This is a genomic window from Nocardia sp. NPDC059154, from assembly GCF_042755705.1.
Taxonomy (GTDB): Bacteria; Actinomycetota; Actinomycetes; order Mycobacteriales; family Mycobacteriaceae; genus Nocardia.
Window position 1 is genome coordinate 1 of record NZ_JBHZCS010000036.1, and the last position, 7,253, is coordinate 7,253.

7 protein-coding genes and 2 pseudogenes are annotated in these 7,253 nt (G+C 65.9%); 6 read left to right on the forward strand and 3 right to left on the reverse strand.

The annotated features are described in order from the left end of the window. Positions 1–322 (forward strand): annotated as a pseudogene (locus ACFXN1_RS28125) (hypothetical protein); the annotation flags it as partial. A 744-nt stretch (positions 323–1,066) separates the two neighbouring features. On the opposite strand, the gene ACFXN1_RS28130 reads toward ACFXN1_RS28125, so the two are convergent. The 3 genes and pseudogenes from ACFXN1_RS28130 to ACFXN1_RS28140 form a co-directional block, all read right to left on the reverse strand. Continuing rightward, on the reverse strand, positions 1,067–1,681 hold the full coding sequence (locus tag ACFXN1_RS28130; RefSeq protein ID WP_379391502.1) for a carbohydrate-binding protein: 615 nt from the start codon (positions 1,679–1,681) through the stop codon (positions 1,067–1,069). Between the two features lie 197 nt (positions 1,682–1,878). Further along, positions 1,879–2,219: pseudogene (locus ACFXN1_RS28135) on the reverse strand (FAD-binding protein); the annotation flags it as partial. Between the two features lie 69 nt (positions 2,220–2,288). Next, on the reverse strand, positions 2,289–3,197 hold the full coding sequence (locus tag ACFXN1_RS28140) for a LysR family transcriptional regulator (protein WP_379440267.1): 909 nt from the start codon (positions 3,195–3,197) through the stop codon (positions 2,289–2,291). A gap of 71 nt (positions 3,198–3,268) precedes the next feature. Here ACFXN1_RS28140 and ACFXN1_RS28145 point away from each other — a divergent pair, with 71 nt between their 5' ends. The 5 genes from ACFXN1_RS28145 (at position 3,269) to ACFXN1_RS28165 (ending at position 7,144) form a co-directional block, all read left to right on the forward strand. Continuing rightward, entirely contained in the window at positions 3,269–3,874 is a 606-nt protein-coding gene (locus ACFXN1_RS28145; RefSeq protein ID WP_379440266.1) for a carboxymuconolactone decarboxylase family protein, read from the forward strand. Between the two features lie 32 nt (positions 3,875–3,906). Next, positions 3,907–4,329 (forward strand): tautomerase family protein, encoded by a 423-nt coding sequence (locus ACFXN1_RS28150; protein WP_379440264.1) that lies wholly within the window; start codon positions 3,907–3,909, stop codon positions 4,327–4,329. 150 nt (positions 4,330–4,479) lie between these two features. Beyond that, complete coding sequence (locus tag ACFXN1_RS28155; RefSeq protein WP_379440263.1) at positions 4,480–5,160, forward strand: SDR family oxidoreductase; 681 nt, start codon at positions 4,480–4,482, stop codon at positions 5,158–5,160. A gap of 26 nt (positions 5,161–5,186) precedes the next feature. Continuing rightward, positions 5,187–5,801 carry an SDR family oxidoreductase gene (locus tag ACFXN1_RS28160; protein ID WP_379440261.1) on the forward strand — a complete coding sequence of 205 codons (615 nt, stop codon included), beginning with the start codon at positions 5,187–5,189 and terminating at the stop codon, positions 5,799–5,801. Between the two features lie 422 nt (positions 5,802–6,223). Then, the gene (locus ACFXN1_RS28165; RefSeq protein WP_379440260.1) at positions 6,224–7,144 is read left to right on the forward strand and encodes a helix-turn-helix domain-containing protein; all 921 of its coding nucleotides are present in this window, start codon (positions 6,224–6,226) and stop codon (positions 7,142–7,144) included. The last annotated feature ends 109 nt before the right edge of the window (positions 7,145–7,253 follow it).

Sequence of the window (7,253 nt, forward strand, 5' to 3'; positions counted from 1 at the left end):
GTACTCGCTGATCCATATCCCTGACGATGAGATCGGCTTGGTCTTAGCGCATTTCCAGCGGGTGCTTCGTCCCGGCGGGCCGCTGCTGCTTGGCTTCCACGTCGGAAACGAGTCGCAGTTGATGACCCATGGCTATGGCGGGCACCAAATGAACCTCTATGTCCATCGTCGCCAGCACAGCCAAATGCGTGCGTGGCTAGAGGATGCCGGTTTCGTCGTCGAGGCATCCAGAACTCTCACCTCAGCCGAGAGCAAGCTCGGGGGGATCATTCTCGCGCGCCGCCAGGTTTGCCGATCCAAAAAGGTGATCACGCCGTTCTGAGCCACGGATGCAATAAGCGTCGAGACCTCTCTCACATTCTGCCTCAACAAAGCCACTCGACAGGCGCGGTAGAAGGGTCCGGCGATCGCAGAAGCGCACTGCATTCGGCAGTAACCTGTGTTCCGCCAACGTCGAAGACCCAGGGCCCGTTGATCTTCCACTGCCGCGCACTGGCCGGCTCGGTCAGCGCGGTCCGCGGCAGTAGCGGATATTCGGCTGAGACCTCTGCGGCGCGATCAGGTTGTCTGTGCGGTGAGGGCTCGTGTCCAGAACTCGATCACGATCTCGAGGCAATCGTCGATCGTGCGGTCGTCGAGCGGGTCAGAATGACGCCGTGGATTTGGGCTTCGACGGCTTGAACGAGCAGCACCGCGGTCAGTGCCGGATCGCCTCCGTGGTGTGCAGGCGGGCTCCGGCAGTGCTGCAAGCGATCTGGGTACGCAGGAGATTCGGGAACCCTCTCAAACCATCAACAACCATCAATAGGGAACCCGCAGGTCAGCCCAATAGTGCAACGCGACCAACAACGACAAATACCCAGGTGACAGTCCGAGCTGTACTTCGACGTCTAAATCGGAGTAGCGCAATGGTTCTCACCGAAGCCGCGGTCGCCTCGCGACCGGGGCTTCGGCCATTTCCGGGCGGATCGCATGGCAGGGTGCGGTGAACACCCGCGACCTGGTGAGCTGAACCAGCGCACCCCGAACCCTCCCGCTTTCCCTGTCGTGGGAGGACTTTCGCGTCCTAGATCTTCTGCCAGAGCGCCGGGGTATTCGGTGGGGTCCAGTCCGGAGCGTCCGCGGTATGCGCCTGAATGCAGCGATACTGGGACCCGTTGTAGGACACCACGTCACCGACGTTGTAGTGGACGCCCTGCTGCCAGGCTGCGGGCGCCGGGGCGGTTGTAGTCGGCGGCGGAGTAGTCGTAGTCGGCGGCGGAGTGGTCGTGGTGGGCGGTGGAGTGGTCGTGGGGGTGCCGCCGCAGCCGGACGCGTCCGCCACGGTGACGGTGCTGCGGGTGGTACCCCAGACCGAGCCGTCCTTGAAGATGACGTTGGCGGTCAGCTCGTGGCTGCCGACAACGGTCGGAATCCACTGGATGACCGGATCGATTCCATTCACGACCACCACGCTGCCGATCGTCGGCTGCTGCGGGGTCTGCTGCGCGAAGTCGATGAGCTCCACCCGGGCGGCGTCGGCGGTCAGCCCGCTCGACGAGAAAGACACCAGATAGGCGGTGTTCACGCAGTGGGTGGCCCCCGGAACCGTCGGGGGCGCAGGGATTTCCGCGACCGCCATGCCCGCGGTGAGCACCGCGGCCCCACTCAACGCCGTGAGTGCGCCGATTCCGAACCCCACCCGAGTAAACCATGAGTGTTTCACTTTATACTCCTAGCCGTACCTCACACTGCCAACGCAGCGCTTGGGCAAGCTAACAACAATTCTCCTGTGCGACAGGATATTTCATACCAACGTGACCTACGTTACGTACGGCGACCGACCGGGTCCACAGAACCTCACAATGCAGAGGTTGCTCACAGCACGCGCGAGGAGCCGGCCCAGAACAGCTCCGCCTCCGCACCGTCCGGATGGTTCTTGCCGTGGACGTCGGAGGCGATCGCACCGCCCACGGTGACCTGCCGGGTCCCGGCAACAACGGAACCCACAAGCCCTGGGGCAGAACGGCTCTCATCAATGCGTCGAGGCTGACTCCGGCATCGACATCGACGACCCCGGTGTCGGGATCGATGTTGTGGATGCGGTCGAAGGCAGTCATGTCGACGACCAGGCCGCCACCGCCGTTCGGCCCGAGTGGTGCGTGGTCGCGTCGTTGTTGCCCTGCCCGTTGGACAGGACGTTCACCGCGTGCAGAAGCTACTGCGTTCGCTGCCGAATCTCGCTCGACAGGATCAAGGTTTTCCGGACTGTGCGGAGGTAGAGCACGTCGGGCCGGTAGTTCGGCGGGTTATTCGGCGATGTCGGCGGCGTGGGTGTGGAGGACGTGGACGAGGGCTCGGGTCGGCTCCGTGGTGGGGCCGGGCAGGCGAACCACGCTGACGCGGCGTCGTTCCTCGGGGAGGTCGTCGATGCTGATGAGGCGGACGCCGGGAGGGATCGCGGACAGCAGCGTCGCGGGAACGGTGGTGATGCCCGCTCCTGCTGCGACCATGTGCAGTTTGGTCAACCAGTCACGGGCGGCGTGCTGGACGCGGGGCCGTCCAGGCAAGCCCGGCCAGACACCCAGCAGCGGCTCATCGATGCCGGCAGGGCTGGCAATCCACGTCTCGCCGACGAGATGCTCTGCGGAGACGCTGGTGCGGTCAGCGAACCGGCCGTTCGCCGGAACCGCCAGGACCAGACGGTCTTCCAGCAGCGGTTCTACCCATAGGGAAGGATCGTCGGTGTCGGGCGAGCGGTGCGGTGGCCGCGAGGACAGCACGGCGAGGTCGAGAGTGCCGGCGCGCAGTGCCCGCACCAGCGATGGGGTCGTGCTCTCCCGGGTGGTGACCCGGATGTGGGGGCGTTGCCGATGCAGGGTTGCCAGGGCGCGAGCCACAAGCACCGCTCCCGCGGCCGGGAAGAAGCCGAGCCGCACCGGACCGCTGTCGTCCTCGGTACCGCGCAGTTCCCGATCGGCCGCATCCAACGCGTCCAGCGCTGTCACTGCGTGTCGCAGTAGGGCGAGGCCCGCCGAGGTCGGCCGCACGCCGCCGGGATAGCGGTCGAACAGTCGAACGCCGGTGGCCTGCTCCAGGGCCGCAACCTGCCGGGAGACCGCCGACTGCGTGTATCCGAGCGATTGTGCCGCGGCCGTGAAGGTGCCTCGCTCGGCCACCTCACGCAGAACCCGCAGCCCAACCACCGTGACGTCCATGAGTAATCAGCATATCCAGTATGCGAAGCATTCGCTTTCCGAATGGCAGCGCGGTACCTAACGTGCAAAGCGTGAACGAGCAATCCACCACCGGAACCGCCGAACTGGGCGGGCGGTTGCCCCTCCTTCTTCCCGATGCGCTCGATGGGGCGCAACGCGCCGTCCACACCAGGCTGCGAAACACGCGCCTGCGCACCGCGGAAGGGGCAGGCTACCTGGCCGTGCTGCCCGACGGGCGGTTGATCGGCCCGTTCAACGCCATGCTGCGCAGCCCTGCCATAGCCCAGCCCCTGCTGGAGTGGGCCGAGGCGATCGCCCGAGCCGATATCCCGGCCGACGTCCGTGAGGTGGTCATTCTCACCGTGGCCGCTGAGTGGGGAGCCGAGTACGCGCTCTACGCCCACACCGCAGGCGCCGGGCGCGCGGGCGTGCCCGAGACCGCGATCGCAGCGCTGGGGCACGGCGACACGCCTCGGGGTCTGCGTGCCGAGGCCGATATCGCCCACCGCCTGGCCACCGCTCTCGTCCGCGATCACCAGGTTCCAGACGACCTCTATGCCGACGCGGTGACCACATTCGGCATCGACGGGCTTGTCGCCCTGGTCAATCTCGTCGGCCAGTACCTCAACACCAGCGCGCTGCTGGCCTGCTTCCAGGTCCCCGCGCCCATCGCCTGACACATCACACAACGCACCGAAAGGAAACGACAATGCCGCTGATCAACATCTACCTACGCCAGGGAACCACGCCCGAGTACCGCCGCAACGTCTCCGCCGCCCTCCACAAAGCCATGGTCGACGCCTTGAAGATCCCCCAGGACGACCAGTTTCACGTCTTTCTCGAGGTCACGCCCGACAACTTCCACATGCAGCAGATGGTGTTCGGCCTGCCGCGCAGTGAGCGCACCATGCTCATCCAGCTGTCCTTCAACCAGCGCACCGCCGAGCAGAAGAACGAACTGTTCCAAGAGATCGTCGCGAATCTACGGGTGTTCGCCGACGTCCCGGAAGAAGACATCCTGATGATGATCCTCGAAACAGCCCGCGAGAACTGGTGGGCCGCCGGCCGCGTCGTCAACCCGGAAACCGGCTACGACGCGCGCATGACCGACATTCCCACCACCATAAAATGATCCGCACTGCTGTGCGGCCTCAGATCCACGCGTATGTGCGCGATCTTTCGCGGCACTGGACCCGAATCCGCGAAGCTTCGCGGGCCTTGCTGGCCCCGTTGAGCGAAAGCGACTCGACGGCTTGGCGATTCGGCGGCAAGATCGATAATCATGAGCGATATGGCGCTGGTCACCGGCGGCAACCGCGGGATCGGCCGGGAAGTCTGCAGGCAGCTGGCCGAACGCGGGTTCACCGTGTTGCTGGGTGCGCGGTCGGAGGAAGCCGGGAAGACCGCGGCCGCAGAGGTGGGGGCGCTCCCGTTGCTGCTGGATGTCACCGACAACGCCAGTGTCGTGGCGGCGGCCCGGGAAGTGGAAGGCGTGCACGGTCGACTGGATGTCCTGATCAATAATGCCGCAATCACCTACGACACCTGGCAGCGGGCGGCGACCGCGGACCTGGCGGTCGTGCACGAGGCCGCGGAAACCAACCTCTACGGGCCCTGGCGCATGGTGCAGGCCTTCTTGCCGTTGTTGCGCAAGAGCTCTCATCCCCGCATCGTGAACGTCTCCAGCGAAGCCGCCTCCCTCACCGGCATGGGCGGCGGCACCCCCGCCTACAACACAACCAAGGTGGCCCTCAACGCTCTCACCCGCATGCTGGCCGCCGAGCTGCGCTCCGACCACATCCTGGTCAACTCCATCTGCCCGGGCTGGGTGGCCACCGATATGGGCGGCCCCGGCGGCCGCCCCGTCGCCGAGGGCGCGGCCGGAATCGTCTGGGCCGCAACCCTTCCCGACTCCGGGCCCACCGGGGGCTTCTTCCGCGACGGCCACCCCCTGCCCTGGTGACGAGTTTTCCGCAACAGAGGAGTTTCATGAAGTACCTGGTCATCGGAGGCACGGGCCGCACCGGTCGGCAAGCCGTCGACCTGCTCCGCAACCTCGGTCACGAGGTGGTCGTCGGCACCCGGCGTCCTCGGGACGAGCAGAGCATCGCGGTCGACCTGGCGAACCCGCTCGATCCCCGGATGCTGGCAGGCGTCGACGGCATCATCGTCTCGGTCGAGCCGCCCGTGGATGACGCGGCCGCCGACGCGGTGATGCACACCGGAGTCGGACAGCTCGCCGAACTGGCCGCCGCACAGAAGATCCCCGTCGTTCTGGTCTCTCAGATCTATATCACCCGCGCCGCCGAACATCCCGACATGGCAGGCATCATCCGCGCGCGCGGAGCCGGTGAACAGGCACTGCGGAACAGCGGCGCACCGTACGCGATCGTCCGCCCCAGCTGGCTCACGAATTCACCTGCCACCGGTGTGCATCTCGAACAGGGCGATCGCGGCGACGGTCGCGTCAGCCGCGAGATCGTTGCCCAGGCGGCGGTCGCGGCCCTGCTCTACCCCGAATCCCAAGGCAAGACTTTCGAACTGTATGACGGGCATACCCCTGTGGACTGGCCCACGGCTTTCACCGCCCTGACCGCTGATTGACCCGAACTGCCCGCCATCCGGCATTACGGTGCCTTCGGTCGGCTCCGGATGGTCACGGCCAGTTGATCTTCCGTCCCCCGTGCTGGCCGGTTCGGTCAGCACGGTCACCAGGCGGTAGCGGATGCTCGCTTTCGGCTGCCTAGGCAGGCGCAGCCGGTTTGCCAGTGGGATTGCGTGGCTGCGAGCCACCCCAGAAGCCGATGATGCTTTGCCGGCTGGCTTCGATTCGCGCAGCCACTCAACGATGCGCCGACCGTAACCGGCGCTGTAGTCGGGATCTTCGGCAAGCCTGCTCTCCCAATGGTTCAGCTCCTCGGCGCAGCCCTCCCTTGCTCATGTGTCCGATCCCACACGCCCTGATTCCCGTTGCGACCGGCCGAGTCTTGACTCGGATGAATCAAGATGATTCGATCTGAATCATCATGGTTCCAGTGAATCAACCGGCAGAGAGCGCTACGGTGGCGGCGGCAACCGCCGCGAATTCCGTTGCGCGCCAGTCGCACCCGCGCCAGCAGTTGGGCGCGGAGCTGCGCCGGTTGCGGGACATGGCCGGAATCTCCGGGCGGGAGTTGGCCAAACGAGTCGGAATCAGCCAGTCGACGTTGTCCAGGATCGAAGCCGGCCACGTGGTTCCCCCGCTACCGCAGGTGCTCGATTGGGCCAAAGCGGTTGGGGCAGAAGCGGATTCTCAGGATTCTTTGCGCACTCTCACCGTAGCGGCGCACTCGCCCGAGGTGCAGGACTGGGCGGCCTCACTCGCAGACCGCCCGCATTTGCAGGACGACGTACGGGCATTCGAGGAGGACGCGCACGTGGTGCGGAACTTCCAGCCCGCACTGGTGCCGGGTCTGCTCCAGACCGCCGACTACGCCCGCCGGGTGTTCGCCACCTTCGATCCGCCCTATGCGCCCGACGCTCTGGCGGCTGCGCTCGCCGCGCGCCTGGATCGCCAGCGTGTGCTGTACGACCCCGCGAAGCGCTTCGAATTCCTGATTACCGAAGCGGCCCTGCGCTTTCGGCCCGGCCCGCATCGCGTGCTCCTCGCGCAACTGGACCGGATCATCTCGATCGAGACCCTCGATACGGTCAGCATCGGGGTGATTCCGCAGGATATCGAGGCGAGCACCACGATCCCGCACGGTTTCGTCATCTATGAGAACGAGGACCACGCACTCGCCTCTGCGGAACCGATCCCGGGAAGCATGGTCACTCGCGGCCCCGAACTTGTCGACGCCCATCGCCGCCGCTGGGTGGCTTTGACTCGAATGGCCGTGTTCGACACCGATGCCCGCGTATTCCTCGCCGAACTCCGGGACGAAATCCACGGCATCGTAACCAATTGACCTGTTTCCAGCGGCCGTCGAGGGGTCGGCCGCACGTGGGGGTGGTGGGGGGGGGGGGGGGGAGCGACCAGCCACACCACCCCCCCCCCCCCACCCAAACAACACCCAC

Coding starts and splice junctions, on each gene's coding strand:
- ACFXN1_RS28140 (WP_379440267.1), bottom strand. CDS start 3,197: ATGGACGTCACGGTGGTTGGGCTGCGGGTTCTGCGTGAGGTGGCCGAG.
- ACFXN1_RS28150 (WP_379440264.1), top strand. CDS start 3,907: ATGCCGCTGATCAACATCTACCTACGCCAGGGAACCACGCCCGAGTAC.
- ACFXN1_RS28155 (WP_379440263.1), top strand. CDS start 4,480: ATGAGCGATATGGCGCTGGTCACCGGCGGCAACCGCGGGATCGGCCGG.
- ACFXN1_RS28160 (WP_379440261.1), top strand. CDS start 5,187: ATGAAGTACCTGGTCATCGGAGGCACGGGCCGCACCGGTCGGCAAGCC.
- ACFXN1_RS28165 (WP_379440260.1), top strand. CDS start 6,224: ATGGTTCCAGTGAATCAACCGGCAGAGAGCGCTACGGTGGCGGCGGCA.